Origin of the sequence: Paenibacillus albidus (assembly GCF_014644435.1) — a bacterium.
Taxonomy (GTDB): Bacteria; Bacillota; Bacilli; order Paenibacillales; family Paenibacillaceae; genus Paenibacillus_AQ; species Paenibacillus_AQ albidus.
Genome location: NZ_BMKR01000010.1, coordinates 1 through 17,465, shown reverse-complemented (window position 1 = coordinate 17,465; position 17,465 = coordinate 1). Strand labels below are relative to the sequence as shown.

Sequence of the window (17,465 nt, the reverse complement as noted above, 5' to 3'; positions counted from 1 at the left end):
GTCGGTGTATACGGCTCGGATCTCGTCTATCCGAATGAGTAAGACTTCGGCCACAAGCGGGGGAGAGGTTAGGATGAGTATATCTTTTGGACAGATTATGGAATCGCTGACAGTGGGGTTAGAACCTCTGGAGCACACGGTAGATCAGCTCGAACCAGGCCATGTGGACTGTGAGGTCCGAGGGATTGTGACCGCCTTTTCCGCGTCACAGGCTGTGATCGAACAGGCCCTCGCCAAGGGAGCCAATCTGATTATTACGCATGAAGGGGTGTACTTCAGCCACCAGGACCATAGGGATTGGCTGGAAGATGACCCGGTATTTGAGCAAAAAAATAGTCTTATCGCTTCTTCGGGTGTGGGGATTTATCGGTTCCATGATTACTTGCACCGCCATAGGCCGGACGGGGTGATAAAAGGACTGCTGCGGGAGCTGGAGTGGGAGGGTTATGTAGCTGAGCATCACAGTGCTGCCTCCATTCTGACCCTTCCGGCCATGGAGGTCGGCGAAATTGCGGCGTATTTGAAGCAAAAGCTGCAAATTCCGTATGTCCGTGTCGCCGGAAAACTCTCGATGCCTTGTCAGCGGGTAGGAATCCTTGTTGGTTACAGGGGAGGCGGAGGTCTGGCGATCCCTTTGTTCCGCAAGGCCCAGCTGGATCTTGTGATTGCCGGCGAAGGTCCGGAATGGGAGACGCCCGAGTATGTAAAGGATGCTGTACACCAGGGCCGGAATAAGGCCTTAATTATGCTGGGCCATGCCGAAAGCGAGGCTCCGGGCATGAAGCTTCTGGCAGAGGAGCTGGCCGGGCAATATCCGGATCTGCCGGTACATTTTATCGCGGATCATCCGGTGTTCCAAATTGTGTGAGCTGACCAAGTCATCCTGCGGAGGCCAAACATGAACCAGCAGAAGTTTGCGTTCAGCAAAAGTATAGCGGTTAAATGGATGGTATCCTACGCCGTTATTATGCTTATCCCTTTAATTGTTAGCGCTATCATCTACATGCAGACCAAGCAGATTGTTGAGTATGAGATCCGGCGGGCCAGCGAAGCGATGCTTAAACAGGTGAAATATATGGTTGACAGTGAGGTGAACCAGGCGGAGAAGCTGGCTATGCAGCTGTCGATTAACAGCGATGTCAACAAGTTTCTGAAGATGTCGCCTCTTAGCGAGCGGAGTGAATCTTTTCAAATTTATAAAATCCGCCAGGAGCTGGGCAAATATAAATCCACCAATGATTTTATTAAGGGAATCTATTTATATTCCGGCAAGCTTGACAAGATCCTTACAGATGAAACCTATACGGATACCCGGACCTTCTATGATATCAATCACCAGCTCTTTGCCGCCAGCTACCCGGAGTGGCTCGAGACAATTAAGAATCCTTCAGTTCATGCTAACCGCCAGATGTCAGCCATGACCTTTGAACGTTCAGGCGATACGGTATTTCTGCTCAAGTCCCTTACGGCAATCAGCGAAAGCAATACAGCAAGCAGCTCCCTGCTGTTTCCGCTGAACAGTGCTACGGTGCAAACCATGCTGGAGAACGTCGATTGGGTGAATAAGGGAGAAGTGTATATCCTGGATCAACAGAATCATATTTTGTTCCGTAACAATAAAGGTAGCAATGCTCCTGTGTTTACTTATGCGGCCAGTGAAGACGGGAAGATGGGAACTTCCTTTCTGGAGATTGACGGAGCGGAGAATATGGTTTCTTTCGTCACCTCAGATACGACGGATTGGAGGTATATCAGTGTGTTCCCTTCCAAAGTGTTCTGGGAAAAAGCACGCGATATCCGCACGATGAATCTGCTGGGCCTGCTGGCTTGTTTCCTGATCGGTGGAGCCGTTATCTATTTTTTTGCACGCAGGAACTATAATCCGGTCCGTGAGCTGGTTCATGTCTTTTCTTTATCCGGTAAAAAGGAAGCGAAGCCGGCGCTGGATGAATTCTCATTCATCCGGGAGCATGCACTGGCTGCGCTGAAGGAACGGGATGATATGAGCAGCAGGCAGCACAAGCAGCTGCGCGTGGTTCAGGCCTACTACTTAGCGCGGATGCTAAAAGGACAAGTAGAGGAAGCCGGTTCTGTCCAGGAGGCGGCCGCACTTTATCATCTGAACTGGAGGTCGGACCACTTTGCCGTCCTGCTGTTTTTTATCCAGCCGCTGGAGGAGGATGCCCCTTCCGCCGAACTGTCCAATTTCATCGTCTCGAATATTATTATGGATAATGTCGGTGAACTCCATAGTCTAAGCTTCACCGAAATGGACGGCATGCTTACGGCCATCATCAATATCCATCCGGAGCGGCTAGAATACTGGAAGGAAGACATGGAGCAAGCACTGGCTAAAACGCTGGAGTTCATCGGGCGGAGGTATCGGCTGCAAATCGTCATGGCCGGAAGCGGGCGGCAGCTTGGACTTGCCGGCATGCACCAGGCTTATTTACAAGCACTGGGGGCCCAGGAATACCGGCTGCTGCTGGAGGAGAATGTATCGATCTGGTATGAGGACATCGAGCCGGTTGGGGTGGACTATCATTTCTCCATTAATAATGAGCTGGCGTTTATTAATGTGGTGAAGACGGGAGACCTGGATAAAGCTACGGAGCTGATGGATGAAATCCTGCACTCGCTGTTTAACAATCAGTCTTCTATTGAAATGCTGAAATATACAATGATTGATCTGGCAAGCTCCATTATGAAGTCGGCTCCCGCAGGAACCGGGCCGGAGCAGCAAGGGGATAAATGGCGTCCCTTGAAGCATCTTCTTGCCTGTACAACCCGCGCTGATTTCCGCAAGGAGCTGCTGTTGATTCTGGAGATGACCTGCGGCCGAATCAATGAGCGAAAGTCCTTGCTGAGCAACCCCGGAATTGGTGAACAGGTCGCGGTCTATGTGAAGCGCAATTATATGGATGTAAATCTTAGCGTATCGATGATTGGAGCGGAATTTGGTATTAATGCGCAATATGTGTCCCGGTTGTTCAAGGAACAGATGGGCCAGGGATTATACGATTTTATTAACCAGACCCGCATTTCTGAGGCCAAGCTGTTTCTTCAGCAGGGGATCAGTATCGAGGAAGTTTCGGTCCAGACGGGTTTCTCGAGCAGTAACGCCTTCATTAGGGTATTCAAGAAGTATGAAGGTCTTACCCCGGGCAAATACAAGAATATACAATAACCGAAATGAATCTTCAAAATAGGAAAAAGAAGACCGGGGCTGCCTTGTACCGGCCTTCTTTTCTTTTATTGAGGATCATTTCTCTTTATTGATTATTGTTATAGCCCTCAGGGATGGATTACATTGTAGGGGCAACCGAAGAATCCAAAAAAACATATTGGAGGTCGTTATGGTGAGAAGAGGGTTCATGAGCAAAAAACTCCACAAGCCGGTCATGTTTCTATTAGGATTGTCCCTGCTTGCAGCAGGCTGCAGCAACTCAAGCAACGGAAATAATGAAAGCGCTTCTTCTGGTACAAGTCGAGATACGCAAACTGCGGCAGAATTTTCTTATCCAATGCCGGGAAGTATGGAGCTCACGCTTATGAACGAGCAATTGGGCGGCACTCCGGAAACCTTGCCGATTGATGAAGAATATGCCAAGCGGACAGGCATCTCGATCAAACACCTGGGCGGAACGCCTATGACGGATCAGAAGTTCAGTCTGCTGCTTGCTTCCGGCGAGCTGCCGGATATCTTTTTGAATACCTGGCTCCAGTATCCGGGAGGACCTGACAGAGCGGTGGAACAGGGTTATATTCTGAAGCTCAACGATTTGATTGATCAGTACGCGCCGAACTTGAAGAAAACACTGGCAGACCATCCGGAAATCGACAAAATGATAAAAACAGATGATGGCACGTATTACGCCTTTCCCTTTATACGCTCAGAGACAGGCCGAGTGTATGGCGGACCTATTATTCGTCAGGATTGGCTCGATGAATTGAATCTGGAGATGCCCGAGACCATTGACGAATGGCACACTGTCCTGACGGCTTTTAAAGAAAAGAAAAAGGCCAGCGCACCTGTCACCTTCCGGACTATGTTTCTGGGAGAACGGACCGGAGGTTTTGCCGGAGCTTTTGGAGTCATGGGTAATTTCTATGTCAACGATGGCAAGGTAGTCTATGGCTATTTGGAGCCGGAGTACAAAAACTACCTGAAAACGATGAGCCAGTGGTACAAGGAAGGTCTGATTGACAAGGATTTTGCTTCCATTGATGCAGCTACAGTCGATAAAAAAATGTCTTCCGGCGACAGTGGAGCCACCCTCGGATGGCAGTTCTACATTGAAAAATACAATGCCGCCGCCCAGGAAAGCGATCCGGAGGCCAGTTTTGTTGCAGCTCCGTATCCATCTGCGGCTAAAGGAACGCTGCCGGAGTTCGGACAGTTGGACAACGCCTATGCCGGAACAAGCTCTGCGGCGATCTCCGCCACAACCCAAAATCCCGAAGCTGCCATGCGCTGGCTGGATTATGGCTACTCTGAAGAAGGAAGCATGCTGAATACGTTCGGGGTGGAAGGGATCACGTACAAACTGGAGAATGGCAAACCGGTCTATACCGACCTGGTTGTCAACAATCCGGAAAAGCTGGGCAGCGATCAGGTCATGATGAAATATTCCCATGGCACGAACTTCCCCATGATTCAGCAGGACAACCATCTGCCTTCCAAATATCCGCAGACTGCAGAAGCGCTGGGAGTGTGGAAAAAAACCAATCATGAAGCGCATCTTCTTCCGCCAATCACGCCAACTGCCGAAGAGGCTGACGAGATGAGCAGTATTATGAACGATATCAATGCGCTGGTTAAAGAGGCGGAGCTGAAAATCATTCTGGGCACCGAATCGGCAGACAATTACGATACATTCATCCAGCAGATGAAAGATCTTGGCATTGAGAGAGTGCTGGAGATTCAGCAAGCGGCTTATGAACGTTACTTGAAGCGGTAAATGATGCAGCAAAGGAGAGACACTCATGCTCAAAACCAAACTCGGGAATGATCTGCTCCGCAACAAATGGCTTTACATCATGATCCTTCCAGTCATTATCTACTACATCATGTTCCATTATGTGCCGATGTACGGGGCAATCATTGCTTTTAAGCAGTACATTCCGGCCAAAGGCATTCTAGGAAGTGACTGGGTCGGCTTTAAGCATTTTGAGGATTTTTTCTCCAGCATCTATTTCTTCCGGGTGATTAAAAACACTATTTCACTCAGTTTTTTTAATCTGTTGTTCGGCTTCCCAGCTCCGATATTATTGGCTCTCTTGCTCAATGAACTGAAAAGTCCGCTTTTTCGGCGGATCACACAAACGATTACCTATATGCCCCATTTCATCACCCTTGTTGTGGTGGCCGGCATTATCCGTTATTTTACGCTGTCAGACGGTTTGATCAATGATGTAATTGCCTTGTTTGGCGGCACACGCACCTCATTTCTGCAGCAGCCCGAATCCTTCCGGCCTATCTATATTATCAGTGAGATCTGGCAGCAGATTGGCTGGGGAACGATTATTTATCTGGCTGCGATTTCGGGCATCGATCAACAGCAGTATGAAGCGGCCAAGATCGACGGCGCGAACAAACTACAACAAATCCGTCATATCACACTGCCGGGAATCTTGCCGACGGTGATGATCATGCTGATCCTTTCGCTTGGGAATATTATGAATGTCGGTTTTGAAAAGATCATCTTGCTCTACAGTGCCAGTATTTATGAGACGGCCGATGTGATTTCAACCTTTGTATACCGTAAAGGGATTCTGGAGTTCAACTACGGATACAGCGCAGCAGTCGGTTTGTTCAATTCAGTCATTAACTTCGGGATTTTGCTGCTGGCCAATTATTTCAGTAAACGGACCAGCAAAAACAGCCTTTGGTAAGGGGTGGACTTATGATCAAAACATCAATCGGCGAACGGTTCTTTGACATCTTCAACAATCTGATAATGGTTATGCTGATTATTCTAACGCTCTATCCGATGCTCTATATCCTGTTCTCCTCCCTGAGTGAAGGAAACAAATTAATTGCACATAACGGAATTCTCTTATGGCCGCAAGGTTTTTCCCTTGAAGGGTACAAAGCGGTACTGAATAATCCGATTATCTTAAACGGGTTCAAGAATACATTCTTTATTCTGATCGTCGGCTTAACCCTCAATATGACGTTGACTTCGCTTGGGGCCTATGTTCTATCCCGTGACAATGTACTGCTGAAAAAGCCCATCATGTTTTTTATCGTATTTACGATGTTCTTTCAGGGAGGGCTGGTTCCCTTCTTCCTGATCGTCAAATCCTACGGATTGCTGGACTCGCTCTGGTCTCTGATTTTGCCGACAGCGGTGAGTACGTTCAACCTGATCATCATGCGGACCTATTTCCTCGCGATCCCGAAAGAGCTGGAGGAGTCGGCTTTTCTGGATGGTGCAGGCCACTTTACGATTCTGTTCCGGATATTTATCCCCTTGTCTATGCCGGTGGTAGCCGTTCTGATTCTGTATTATGGGGTAGGGCACTGGAACAGCTGGTTCAATGCGATGATCTTTCTGCGGGATCAGGAGCTGTTCCCGATTCAATTGGTCGTCAGAAACATTATCCTGGAAAACGATAATGCGAATATGATCGGCACCACGACCTTGCTGCAAAGCCGGGATGTGGCCGAAACCCTGAAATATGCGGCCATTATTGTAACAACGGCGCCGATATTATGCTTGTATCCTTTTTTGCAGAAGTATTTTGTGAAGGGTGTTATGGTCGGGGCGCTCAAAGGATAATTCTCTCTGGCGGTCACGCAATGGCCGGATGCCTATAACGTAAAAAACAGTCCGATGAGCTTCTCAGCATCCGGACTGTTTCCGTGTATAACTTAAATCGGCAAATCTTTTTTATTAAAAATAAAGATCCCCCCGGCATATAACGCGGCTGCGAGTCCGGCAAACACAGCCATCCCCAGATAAGCAAAGCTGTCACCGGCAAACAATCTTGCGGGATCAAACAAGGCGAATAAAGAAAAATTCCCAATCCAGTTCAGCTTGTCACCCGAATCCCCAAGCATTTGCAGCAGCACAAATGCCAGCGGTATTCCAGCACCCAGGCCAAGGCTGTATTTACTCTCGTTAGCCAGGCAAGAAGCGAAGAAACAGATGCCATTGATCGTATAATACATCAGAAGTGCGTATCCATTTAACAGAATAAAAGGCTTGATGTCCATCAGCCCGGGGAACATGACTGACGAGGCGATAAGGGTTAGCGCAGTGATCCAGCAAAATATCGCCGTAATCGAAACCAAACTGAACACAGCCTGAGTAGTGGCAACACGAAGTCTGGAATTGGATGTGGACAGCAGATAAGACATACTTCCCTTATCTACATGAACCGCAATCAGCCTGTGGTTAATGATGATCGAAATAATCATGGGAAACAGATACAGAAGCAGACTGTAAAGTGTTCCTGAGATGAAGGTGAGCAACGTTGATCCAAAGTTCATTCCTATGGCATTTACAAGTTCAGGGGGAAGCATATCCATCATTTTTTTCAACGCATCCACACTTTCAGGATCAAACATACTGACCAGGGTAATGGAATAAAAAGAATAAATGGCTATAATCAGAAGCCAAATCATCCGGTTGACCCGCAAATTTGCTTTAAATAAGGCCCATGACATTATTTATTACCCTCCTTTCCATAAAAGCCCATGAAGATTTGCTCAAGAGTCTGGGGAGGGGAATCCATGTGAATCACATGGCATTGGGACAGTGTTCTTAACATGTTGTCGTAATCCTCATTAATGTTGATCTCCACCCGCATAGGGCCGGTTTCTTTATAGACAAGCCCGCTGTTCTGCATAACCTTCATATCCCCTATCTGTCCAAAGGTAACAATAAAGCTTTTGGGAAGTTTGCCTTTTAGCGCGTTAATATTCTCTACGGCAACGATCTCCCCCTCACGGATGATGCCTACCCGTTCACATGTGTGATCGACTTCATCGAATAGATGGGAAGACATCAGAATCGTCTTTCCCCGGTCCCGCTCTTCAAGTATGAGTTCAATAAACCGCTTCTGCATGAGCGGATCTAATCCGCTTGTAGGTTCATCCAGAAGAATTACAGCGGGATCGTGCATGAAGGCGGCAATTAACCCCACCTTTTGTTTCATGCCTTTGGACATTTTGCGGATGATCCGGCCGGGTTCCAGCTCAAATCTGGTAATTAATTGATTACGGCGCTCGTTGTCGTGACGTCCTCTTAACTCATCAATGAATTTGAGAAACTGATTTCCGGTCATATTATCGTAAAAAGCAATCTCTCCAGGCACATAGCCGAGTTTCTGTTGGATCTGCGCAGCGTCGCGCCTGCAATCCAGACCATTAATTGTAGCCTTCCCGCTTGAGGGATTGACAAAGCCCATCAGATGGCGGAGTGTTGTGGTTTTTCCTGCTCCATTAGGCCCAAGGAAGCCAAATACTTCACCTTCTTTAACATTGAAATTGACCTCCCGAATCCCTTTGCCATTGGAATATATTTTGGTTAAGGAGTGGACTTTAATCAAATGCATCATCCTCCAAAGAATAAATATGTAACAATTGACTTGTTGGTTACATAATATTCCTAACTTGATCTGAAGTCAATAAAAATATAACATATCATTATATTGTTACATAAATTCAACGGAATCAGGCGGGGATTGTGTATGAACGGGTTTGAAAAGCGGAGAGAGCAGAAAAAAAAGCAAATTTTGCAGTCGTTGACCCATATGATTATGACACGGAATTTTAAAGAGATCGGCGTGCGGGAGATTGCAGAACATGCAGGCGTGTCCCCCGCCTCTATCTATAACTTTTTTGGGAGCAAAGAAGAATTGGCGAAGCAGATTTTTTATCATCAGATGGATACAGCGGGGAAGGAATTCAGCGAAATGATGAACTCCGATAGTCCATTTGAAGAAAAGATGCAGAAAATGTACGAAGTTTCTGTAAACAATCAAGAGACATTAAACAACGAGGGCATGAAGAATTTTATGTTCGAAGACCCGGTATTTAAAGAGCATATTGAGGATTACGCCAGAATAGTCGCTATTCCCGAAATCATGAAGCTGATAGAACAAGGGAAAGCTGAGCGTAAAATTGCAGGAGGCATATCTGCCGAAGCTATAATGATTTTTATGAATGGAATTATGGCGATGTTGAGTAATCCCTCCTTTGCAGACAAACTGGATGTTGATTTGCGCAAAGAGTTGGGGGATCTATTCTTTTACGGGATCTTTGGCCAGAGAGAGCAAAAATAATTCTCAATTATATTACACTATATGGTAAAAACACTTGACACCAATATGTTACAATTAAAAGGCAAGGGGCCGCCAAGTTTATAGACATTATTAGGAGGCACATGATGTATCAGTACAAGGACCGGGAATTTGTGGACGTCCATTTTGACGGCCGCGACTTACGTTATGGAGAACTGTTAAGCTGTATTTTCAAGAATTGCACCTTTATGAACACCTCAATGGAAGAGATCGACACAAGCTATTGCCGTTTTATTGAATGTGATTTTAAAGGTGCGGCACTAAATGCGTCTATTCATACGGAATCCGCTTTTGAAAACTGTAAATTCAACGGAGCCAATCTCTTTGTTGCCAAATTCATTTCCTGCAAAATGACAGGCTCCGACTTTTCAGGGGCTCAAATGGATGGGATTACGCTGAGTGAGGGAGACTGGTCTTATACTAATCTGAGACATACCAAGCTGGGGAAGCAGGATTTGCGGAGGATTCGTTTTTTTGAAGCGGATCTTTCTGACAGTGATCTGGCCAAGGCGGATCTGAGAGACTGCGACCTGACGAGAGTGACATTCAGCAGAACCAAATTACAGGGGGCAGATCTGCGGGGGGCCACGCTTGACGGCATCGATTTGAAATCGCTGGATGTCAAAGGTGTGCGGATGGACATGGAGCAGGCGGTTCTTTTTTTACGTTCCCATGGTGCGAAGGTGGACTAAGATTCGCTGCAGCCACGCTGGAAACAACAAAAAACCTTGGCAGCCGATTCAATCGGTCTATCAAGGCTTTTGGTGTGTGAGCAGGTATTATTTTAGACGGGTCATCCTTGGCGGTGTAAAAAGAGAGATGATAAGATAAATGATTCCGAGCCACGGAATCAATAATGCCAATAGGCAACCAACAGCAATCTGCCATTTGCGATAATCCCTTTTCAACATCGTTCTGGCAACAAAAATCGGAATAGCTATGCGTAGTGCATATAATCCAAGACCGATAAGCATAAAGACATATTCCATTGAAATTCTCCTTATGTAAATTCACTCTCCTTTTCTATCGGTTAGTAATTTCAAGTTAATTAACATTAATTCAAATTTTATGTATATTTCGCGACGAATGTCATTGTATTTGCTGTTTGATTTTCGCTTGAATAAGAGTTATTATGGATTAATAAAGTCTTTAATTGAGGAGGATAGTGGTTCCTGTTCCGAATAAGACAGCAAAAGTACGCCGTTCGTGAATAGCGTCTGCAGTTATTGCAGATATAGTTAGTCTGTTAAATCTCTGATATTACTGGACATACGTCTATAGAGATTGAACCTGAAAATATTAGAAGATGGGGACAATGACGGAGGGGGATTTTGGAACTGGAGGAGCGGTAGCGACCGCCTTTGTCTGCAGATTTCAACCGTGAAGGATGGTATAAATGAAGAAATCTGCAGACAACAGCGGCCGGAAGTCCAAACATTCACCGTAGTCACAATCCAATCCCAATTAAAAAAAACATAAGTTCAATTTATATAGGAAAGGGATGAGTTGAAATGACAAACGAATTGTTTAATGCAGATGTGTGGGAGAAGGCCTGGAAGGCGGACCCTGCCGCGATGGGCAATAAAATGAAGCATGCCAAGATGGGGCCGACGCTATTTGACTTTAAGGCCAAAACTTTTAACGAAGAGGTGTTCAGTGAAGAGGGAAGACGCCGAAGTGAGCGGATTATCGGCTGGCTTGAAGGGCAGGGGGTAGACTTCAAGGGTCTGTCCGTACTCGATGTGGGGGCTGCCTCGGGCGGATTCACCGTTCCTTTTGCCGAGCGTGGGGCACGGGTTACGGCGGTGGAGCCTAACGTTCCACTGGGAGATTTGTTCTTGGAGAATACTGCGGGGTTTGCTCCGGGGCAGGTAGAACTGGTGCAGGATATGTTTGAGCACATAGATCTTGATGCAAGAGGCTGGAACAAAGCTTTTGATCTCGTATTTGTGTCTATGTGCCCGGTTGTTACGGATTGGGACAGTGTGGAGAGGGTAATCAGCAGTGCGCGCCAGTATTGTTATATCAGTCTTTTGGCCGGCAAAAGAGAACACAGTCTGATTCAAGAGGTTCTTCCTTTGCTGACCGGACAAGGGCTGCCTGCGGAAAGCTCGGATATGGCCTATTTAACCCATCTGCTCTATCTGAAAGGTTATTCGTACCAGTCGCTGATAACCAAAGAAATGAAAACCACGGAGCTGCCCCAGGAAGAGGCTATCGAGGAATTGATGCATTTGCTGATGCTTCATGGCCAGGAAGCCAATACGTCTTCCCGCCAGATGGTAACGGAATATGTACACCGTACTTATCCTGATGGCAAAGTGACTGTCCGGCAAGGGGGGCGTTTCGGCAAAGTACTGATCCGGCTGCAGGATTTGAGCATGTATGCACGGGAGCAGCGGCCGGCGAACAAGTAACATATTAAATGTTGCAGTATCATGAAGATAAAAGGAGATTTCCAGCTCTTAGCCGGAATCTCCTTTTTCTGTTGGCGGGCATATTTTCAACGGTATGCCTGGCCCAGTTCATAAGCATGATCCAGCAGACCCGTTATGTACTCGTTCGATTTCGAAAGGGTGTCATAGAAGAATTCAACCTTGGATTCCAGCAGTCTGGCATAACCGGCAATTGCTACATTAAGATAATGAGTAATCATAGGTTCATATCCATATTTCAGCAGATGCTCCTGATCTCCGCCGGCCAGAACAAGCCATTGAACTGTTTTGGACGGGAATTCCTGAAGCAAGCCAATGTTCCATACTTTATCGAGATAACCTTTTAACATGGAGGGGACGCTATACCACCACAGGGGGAAGACAAAAACAAGGGCATCCGCAGCGGCAACTCTGTCCATTTCTGCCCGTATTTCGGGAGCATATTGTTTGTTAGGGCTATTCCAGTCCCGCTCATCTTCAACACTGTATACCGGATTAAAGCCGTCTTTATGCAGATCGAGAATGTCTACCTCATGGTGATTCTGCTGTAAGCCTGCCACAAAACGTTTCATAACGGCATGGGTAAGGGATTCTTGTCTGGGATGCGCAACCACCAATAGAACTTTCATATGCAATAAACCTTCTTTCTGATGTGTGATATAGTATTCGGTGCGATACAAGTGTTATTGTATGGGATAGGTGCTGGAGTGTGAAGTACGCACTTTTAAGTGCTGTGGTTCCTTAAATAAACTATTCGAGGGGGAGTTTATATGAACGAAACACCCAAAAAATATAAGTTAGGCCTGGAAGCGGCTTTGGAAGTCATCCGCGGCAAATGGAAGGGAAGTATTCTGTATCATCTATCTACCGGAAGAAAACGCACCTTTGAGCTGCGCAAGCTTATTCCCGATATCACCCAAAAAGTGCTGACCCAGCAGCTGCGTGAACTTGAGGATGACGGAATTATTATTCGGATCCTGCACATTCAGAATCCGCCAATGGTGGAATATGAGCTTAGTGAATACGCCTGGAAGCTTGAAGATGTACTCGAAGCCTTGTGCTTATGGGGTGAAGATCATCTGGATAAGAAATACGGGGACAAAACCAAGGTGCTGGAAGATTACGCTCAGTTAGGTAAATGACGATTAATGCTGGACAACATATAATGATCGAGAATATGGGCCCGCTTCCTGCTCATCAGCTTAAAAATTAGGAGAATTTTCATATGACTCTCATCATTACTTAAGCTATAATGAGTTCTTACAAAGAGAAAATGGGGCGTGAGTAAATGAATCAATTTAAAGGTGAAAAAAGCCTGCTTTCGGAGAAGAAGGAGCGTTTTTCCTCCAGCGGCTTTATTTTTGCTGCCATCGGCAGTTCTGTTGGTCTGGGGAATATGTGGAAGTTCCCTTATATTACAGGGGAAAATGGCGGTGCAGCTTTCTTCCTTCTTTTCATCGTCTGTCTGGTGCTGATCGGCTTGCCGGTGCTGCTGGCTGAACTGGCCATCGGACGTAGCGGACGCGGAAGCGCGGCGACTTCGTTCATACGTGCCGGAGGGGGGAAAGGCTGGAAGGCAGCCGGAATTCTGCAAGTGGTGGCGCCTTTTCTAATCCTCTCCTTTTATATTATTGTTGCAGGCTGGACGCTGAACTACGCGATGATTGCCTTCAATGGGCAATTGTTCAGCACAAGTGATTACGCAGGCCAATTTGGCTCCTTTATCTCAGGGTATAAGCCGATCGTCTGGCAGGGAGTAGCCATGCTGATTACGGCGGGCGTAGTCATCCTGGGGGTATCGGGCGGGATTGAGAAATTCAATAAAGTGTTGATTCCCGGGCTGGTCGTTCTCCTCATTGTGCTCATGATCCGCGCGGTAACCTTGCCTGACGCAGGCGAAGGTGTATCCTTTTTCCTCAAACCGGACTTCTCGGTGCTGACGGCAGAATCCGCGCTGGTCGCCTTGGGACATGCCTTTTTCTCGTTGTCGCTCGGGATGGGGATTCTGCTGACTTACGGTTCTTATGTGGATAAAAAACAGTCGCTGGGTACCGCTGCAATTGCGATTGGCGCCGGAGATTTGCTGTATGCATTTATCGCCGGACTGATTATTTTCCCGACGACGTTCTCATTTGGCATTGCCCCTGACCAAGGGCCTTCGCTGATCTTTATCGCTCTGCCGGCAGCTTTTTCGGCTATGCCTTTTGGTGCATTCTTCGGCGGTCTGTTCTTCATCCTGCTGGCGATTGCCGCTTTGACCTCGGCCGTCTCCTTGCTTGAAGTGCCTGTATCCTTCGCGATGGAGCGCTGGAACTGGAGCCGTCAACGTTCGGTCTGGATTTTGTCACTGGTCTGTTTCCTGCTCGGTATTCCCTCAGCGATGTCGCTGGGCATGTTCCCTGAGCTGAAGTTTGGCGGCAAAGCCCTGTTCGACTGGATGGATTTCATCACCTCCAACATTATGCTGCCGCTTGGCGGTCTGCTGATCACCATTTTCGCCGGATACTTCTGGAAAGGGGCAGCGGAAGCGGCTGGGCTACAGGCACGCTGGTTCCGCATCTGGTTGTTCATGCTCCGCTATGTTGCACCGGTTCTGGTGTTCCTGGTGTTGCTCCATACCTCGGGAATTCTGACCTTCTAATTCAACAACCCTTCATCTGGAGAATGGATAACTAAGCCCTGTAACCCTTGTGGTTGTAGGGCTAGTACTAGTATCCAGGCCAAATTGACAGTTGGAGTAATGAATGTTATTATTCAATCAATTCTTTATTAGGAGGCTCGTTATCTATGTTTCACTCCATGCGTTTAAGATAAGCTGGCAATAAAAAAGCGGATTTTTATCCACATCTGTGGGCTTTTTTTGAGCTGCTTATTTTGCGTATGAAGACATAGACTGCGATTTTGGATAGCTTTTTTGGCTATGCCATGTATCGCCGTGTTCTCTCTCGTGATAAATGCAGATCTAAGCCCGCATTATGGACTTGGATCTGTATTTTTTTATTGCTCATAACCATCCGCTGTTTTTATAGCTTGAGCCCAAAAGGGAGCTGAATTTATGCGATATATGCATTGGTACTTCTTTATATAATCCTCACTTCTTAAATCGCAGGTTATCCTGCGAACAGAACACTGCGATTTCTGAAGGAGGATTATATGATGTTATTGATAAAAGCAAAAGGTATTCATGTGGAATATACGGGGCGCGATGTTTTAGATATTGAAGATTTGGAGCTCTATGATTATGATCGCATCGGTCTGGTTGGTGCGAACGGTGCAGGAAAGAGCACATTATTAAAAGTGTTGCTGGGTGACACTCCTTTAACGGAGGGTAAAATTGTCCGCGAGGGCCATTTTACTTATATCCCGCAATTGGATGATGTTGCCGTAGAAGAGGTACAATCACACGCTTTAATGGGCAAGTTGAAAATTGATAAAGTTGATGAAAAGATTATGAGCGGTGGTGAGGAAACAAGGCTGAAAATTGCACACGCTCTGTCAGGAGCGGCACATGGTATCTTTGCGGATGAACCTACGAGTCACCTGGATCGTGATGGCCTGGATTTTTTGATCAACCAGCTTAAATATTATTCAGGCGCTTTGCTGATCATTAGTCATGACCGCTATTTCCTTGATCAAACCGTCGATAAGATTTGGGAGTTGAAAGAGGGGAAGATTACCGAGTATTGGGGCGGATATTCCGAATACTTGGCTCAGAAGGAAGAAGAACGGCAAAGCCAGGCTGCACAATATCAACAGTTTATTGCTGAACGGGACCGGCTCGAGAAATCAATCCATGAAAAACAGAATCAGGCTCGGAAGATGGATCAAAAGGCGAAGGGAGCTTCAAGAAAAAACAGCTCTGACAGCGGCGGACGTCTCAGTCATCAAAAAACGATAGGCAGCAAACAGAAGAAGCTCTATAATGCCGCTAAAAACATGGAACATAGAATCGAAGCGCTTGGTAATGTGACACCACCCGAAGTGATTCGTTCCGTCCAATTTCGCCAGAACAAAGCCTTGGAGCTTCACAATCCCTTTCCTATCACGGGGAAAGAGATCTGCAAAAAGTTCGGGGATAAGGTCATTTTTGAGAAAGCGTCTTTCCAATTTCCGCTCCATGCCAAGATTGCGGTAACTGGTGTAAATGGAACAGGTAAAACAACGCTTTTCAAAATGATCCTGGATCGTGAAGACGGCATTTCCTTATCGCCTAAAGCGGAAATCGGCTATTTTGCTCAAGACGGTTACAAGTTTCAGCGTAATCAGGGAGTTATGGAGTTCATGCTGGAAAATTGTGATTACCAGGTGTCGGAAATTCGAGCTGTACTTGCCTCTATGGGATTTGCTCAGCATGATGTACGCAAGGAGCTAGCTGTTTTAAGTGGTGGCGAAATCATTAAATTGCAACTTGCTAAAATACTACTGGGCCGATACAATATTTTGCTAATGGATGAACCAAGTAATTTTCTTGATCTTCCTGCCTTAGAAGCACTGGAGAATTTGATGAAAAGCTACACGGGTACAATCATTTTTATATCGCACGATGTCCGTTTGTTGGAGAACGTGGCTGATACAGTGTATCAAATTGAGGATAAAAAAATCATTCGGAAGGCATAGCGAAGTTTGACAGCGACAGCCCTGGGCAATATTTTTGTCCATGGCTGCCGCTGTGCTGTATTCACTGCATATTCAAACAGGCGTAACCTGCAGTCTGCCGTTCTCGACGTTCCTGTATACCGGCTTTATCCGCAGCGGTGTTCCGGAAGAGGTGGAGGAGGCAGCACATATTGACGGGGCTGGACTTTTGCGCCGCTTCTGGACAGTCGTATTTCCGCTGCTGATTCCGGTAACGGTCTCGGTCATTATCACGCAGGGCATCTGGATCTGGAACGACTATTTCTTCAATATGACCTTTATCTCGGAAGCCTCGCAGTCTCCTTCCCCTGGCTATGCTTGGATTCATGGGAGACCAGCAGAATCCGACCCAGTGGAACGTGCTGTTTGCTGCCTGTATGTTGTGCGCGCTTCCGCTGCTGATTGCCTTCTCCTTCCTGCAGAAGTATTTCGTGGGTGGACTTACAGTGGGTTCAGTTAAAGGGTAATTGGAAGACGTTTTTTTGAGCAGGAGTCTGGCAAAATAGTTGCATTTATGTCCCGTAGAAAAGCTGAAGTTTGCTTTTCTAGGGGGCTTTTTTAGGGAGTAGATAAAAGAGGACCGAAGATAAGCTAAACCACAATAATATTGTATAAAAAAGCCATTTAAATACACGGGTGAGATTTATGATAAAGAATCAGGTCTTTACTATCTGCGGGCACGGTATTATGATCCGAGTATCAGTCGGTTTTTAAGTGAGGATTGGGTTGAGGGGGAGATAGATAATCCGCTGAGTTTGAATTTGTAGAATTTGTATACGTATGTGGAGAACAATCCATTAACTCATGTCGATCCCTCAGAGTATTATACTGAGAACTAGGTGGATACAATGCTTCAATTGCCAGGGAAGACGGAGATATATGAATTAACCAGTAAAATTACTCAGTCAGGTACTTTTGATGCACTCTTAACTAAGATTGGAGAATAAGATGTATTATTATTCTTGGAGAATTACTAAATATAATCCAGCTAACCGTATTAATGGGGTTTATACAAAACAGGAATGGACTTCAATAGGTGATATTGGGAAGTTGTATTCGAATGGTGAATTTTTGATTGAACAT

16 protein-coding genes and 1 pseudogene are annotated in these 17,465 nt (G+C 46.3%); 13 read left to right on the top strand and 4 right to left on the bottom strand.

The features are described from left to right. The first annotated feature begins 73 nt into the window (after nucleotides 1-73). The 5 genes from IEY53_RS13570 to IEY53_RS13550 all read left to right on the top strand — a co-directional run bounded on the left by IEY53_RS13570 (nucleotide 74) and on the right by IEY53_RS13550 (nucleotide 6,785). A complete protein-coding gene (locus IEY53_RS13570; protein WP_189025699.1) occupies nucleotides 74-868 on the top strand; it encodes a Nif3-like dinuclear metal center hexameric protein in 795 nt (264 codons plus the stop codon). Nucleotides 869-898: 30 nt separating this feature from the next. Next, nucleotides 899-3,187: an AraC family transcriptional regulator gene (locus IEY53_RS13565; RefSeq protein WP_189025697.1), complete on the top strand. Its 2,289-nt coding sequence runs from the start codon at nucleotides 899-901 to the stop codon at nucleotides 3,185-3,187. Between the two features lie 187 nt (nucleotides 3,188-3,374). Then, on the top strand, nucleotides 3,375-4,961 hold the full coding sequence (locus IEY53_RS13560; protein ID WP_189025696.1) for an extracellular solute-binding protein: 1,587 nt from the start codon (nucleotides 3,375-3,377) through the stop codon (nucleotides 4,959-4,961). A gap of 25 nt (nucleotides 4,962-4,986) precedes the next feature. Beyond that, a complete protein-coding gene (locus tag IEY53_RS13555; RefSeq protein WP_189025695.1) occupies nucleotides 4,987-5,895 on the top strand; it encodes an ABC transporter permease in 909 nt (302 codons plus the stop codon). Nucleotides 5,896-5,906: 11 nt separating this feature from the next. Next, nucleotides 5,907-6,785 carry a carbohydrate ABC transporter permease gene (locus IEY53_RS13550; protein ID WP_189025694.1) on the top strand — a complete coding sequence of 293 codons (879 nt, stop codon included), beginning with the start codon at nucleotides 5,907-5,909 and terminating at the stop codon, nucleotides 6,783-6,785. Between the two features lie 92 nt (nucleotides 6,786-6,877). Here IEY53_RS13550 and IEY53_RS13545 read toward each other — a convergent pair whose 3' ends face one another. Together IEY53_RS13545 and IEY53_RS13540 are read right to left on the bottom strand one after the other, a co-directional pair. Then, the gene (locus IEY53_RS13545) at nucleotides 6,878-7,675 is read right to left on the bottom strand and encodes a hypothetical protein (RefSeq protein ID WP_189025693.1); all 798 of its coding nucleotides are present in this window, start codon (nucleotides 7,673-7,675) and stop codon (nucleotides 6,878-6,880) included. Further along, nucleotides 7,675-8,559: an ABC transporter ATP-binding protein gene (locus IEY53_RS13540; RefSeq protein WP_189025692.1), complete on the bottom strand. Its 885-nt coding sequence runs from the start codon at nucleotides 8,557-8,559 to the stop codon at nucleotides 7,675-7,677. The genes IEY53_RS13545 and IEY53_RS13540 overlap by 1 nt, the downstream gene beginning before the upstream one ends. A gap of 204 nt (nucleotides 8,560-8,763) precedes the next feature. Here IEY53_RS13540 and IEY53_RS13535 point away from each other — a divergent pair, with 204 nt between their 5' ends. Beyond that, nucleotides 8,764-9,294, top strand: a complete 531-nt coding sequence (locus tag IEY53_RS13535; protein ID WP_229696154.1) for a TetR/AcrR family transcriptional regulator — start codon at nucleotides 8,764-8,766, stop codon at nucleotides 9,292-9,294. Between the two features lie 104 nt (nucleotides 9,295-9,398). After that, nucleotides 9,399-10,004 carry a pentapeptide repeat-containing protein gene (locus IEY53_RS13530; RefSeq protein ID WP_189025690.1) on the top strand — a complete coding sequence of 202 codons (606 nt, stop codon included), beginning with the start codon at nucleotides 9,399-9,401 and terminating at the stop codon, nucleotides 10,002-10,004. A gap of 87 nt (nucleotides 10,005-10,091) precedes the next feature. Here IEY53_RS13530 and IEY53_RS13525 read toward each other — a convergent pair whose 3' ends face one another. Further along, nucleotides 10,092-10,301, bottom strand: a complete 210-nt coding sequence (locus IEY53_RS13525) for a hypothetical protein (RefSeq protein ID WP_189025689.1) — start codon at nucleotides 10,299-10,301, stop codon at nucleotides 10,092-10,094. Nucleotides 10,302-10,823: 522 nt separating this feature from the next. On the opposite strand from IEY53_RS13525, the gene IEY53_RS13520 reads away from it, so the two are divergent. Beyond that, the gene (locus tag IEY53_RS13520; protein WP_189025688.1) at nucleotides 10,824-11,729 is read left to right on the top strand and encodes a methyltransferase domain-containing protein; all 906 of its coding nucleotides are present in this window, start codon (nucleotides 10,824-10,826) and stop codon (nucleotides 11,727-11,729) included. Between the two features lie 86 nt (nucleotides 11,730-11,815). Here the strand turns inward: IEY53_RS13520 and IEY53_RS13515 are convergent, their stop codons facing one another. Beyond that, nucleotides 11,816-12,376, bottom strand: a complete 561-nt coding sequence (locus IEY53_RS13515; protein ID WP_189025687.1) for an NAD(P)H oxidoreductase — start codon at nucleotides 12,374-12,376, stop codon at nucleotides 11,816-11,818. Nucleotides 12,377-12,517: 141 nt separating this feature from the next. Here IEY53_RS13515 and IEY53_RS13510 point away from each other — a divergent pair, with 141 nt between their 5' ends. The 5 genes and pseudogenes from IEY53_RS13510 to IEY53_RS36070 all read left to right on the top strand — a co-directional run. Continuing rightward, nucleotides 12,518-12,889: a winged helix-turn-helix transcriptional regulator gene (locus tag IEY53_RS13510; RefSeq protein ID WP_189025686.1), complete on the top strand. Its 372-nt coding sequence runs from the start codon at nucleotides 12,518-12,520 to the stop codon at nucleotides 12,887-12,889. Between the two features lie 146 nt (nucleotides 12,890-13,035). Beyond that, nucleotides 13,036-14,388, top strand: coding sequence for a sodium-dependent transporter (locus tag IEY53_RS13505; RefSeq protein ID WP_189025685.1), 1,353 nt, complete (start codon nucleotides 13,036-13,038; stop codon nucleotides 14,386-14,388). 512 nt (nucleotides 14,389-14,900) lie between these two features. Beyond that, nucleotides 14,901-16,364 (top strand): Msr family ABC-F type ribosomal protection protein, encoded by a 1,464-nt coding sequence (locus IEY53_RS13500; protein WP_189025684.1) that lies wholly within the window; start codon nucleotides 14,901-14,903, stop codon nucleotides 16,362-16,364. Nucleotides 16,365-16,404: 40 nt separating this feature from the next. Continuing rightward, nucleotides 16,405-16,842 (top strand): ABC transporter permease subunit, encoded by a 438-nt coding sequence (locus IEY53_RS13495; protein WP_229696137.1) that lies wholly within the window; start codon nucleotides 16,405-16,407, stop codon nucleotides 16,840-16,842. A gap of 151 nt (nucleotides 16,843-16,993) precedes the next feature. Then, nucleotides 16,994-17,140, top strand: a pseudogene (locus IEY53_RS36070) (RHS repeat-associated core domain-containing protein); the annotation flags it as partial. Nucleotides 17,141-17,465: the final 325 nt, after the last annotated feature.